The sequence below is a fragment of the Mesorhizobium sp. M2E.F.Ca.ET.209.01.1.1 genome, assembly GCF_004010375.2.
In the GTDB taxonomy this organism is placed as follows: domain Bacteria; phylum Pseudomonadota; class Alphaproteobacteria; order Rhizobiales; family Rhizobiaceae; genus Mesorhizobium.
In genome coordinates, this window is the sequence record NZ_SADP02000810.1 from 1 (window position 1) to 320 (window position 320).

1 protein-coding gene is annotated in these 320 nt (G+C 64.1%); it reads right to left on the reverse strand.

Annotated elements, in window-relative coordinates; genetic code table 11:
- The coding region (locus EN852_RS37995) for an N-formylglutamate amidohydrolase (protein ID WP_189546561.1) at positions 1 to 320 on the reverse strand (320 nt) is incomplete at both ends.

A 320-nucleotide genomic window follows, 5' to 3' on the forward strand; every position in this document is an offset into this window, starting at 1 on the left:
ATCTCGGCACGAATGACGGCAAGAGCGCCGAGATTGAACACCGGCAGTCTGCCCTGGAACAGCCGTGGCAGCACCGAGCGGATCGAATGGCAGTCGTAGAGGACAATCTTGCCATGCAAGGCGCGCAACCTGTCGATCTCGGCCCGCAAGGCGGCGTGATAGGGTGCAAAGAACTTCTCGCGGCGCTCGTCGATCTCAGACGGGCCCGGCTCTTCGCCGTCGCGATAGAGCGGATCGCCGTCGAAGGTTTCGGTCGGGCATAGGCCGGTGGTTGCCTGACCGGGGTAGAGCGAGGCGCCGGAAGGATCGCGGTTGACGTC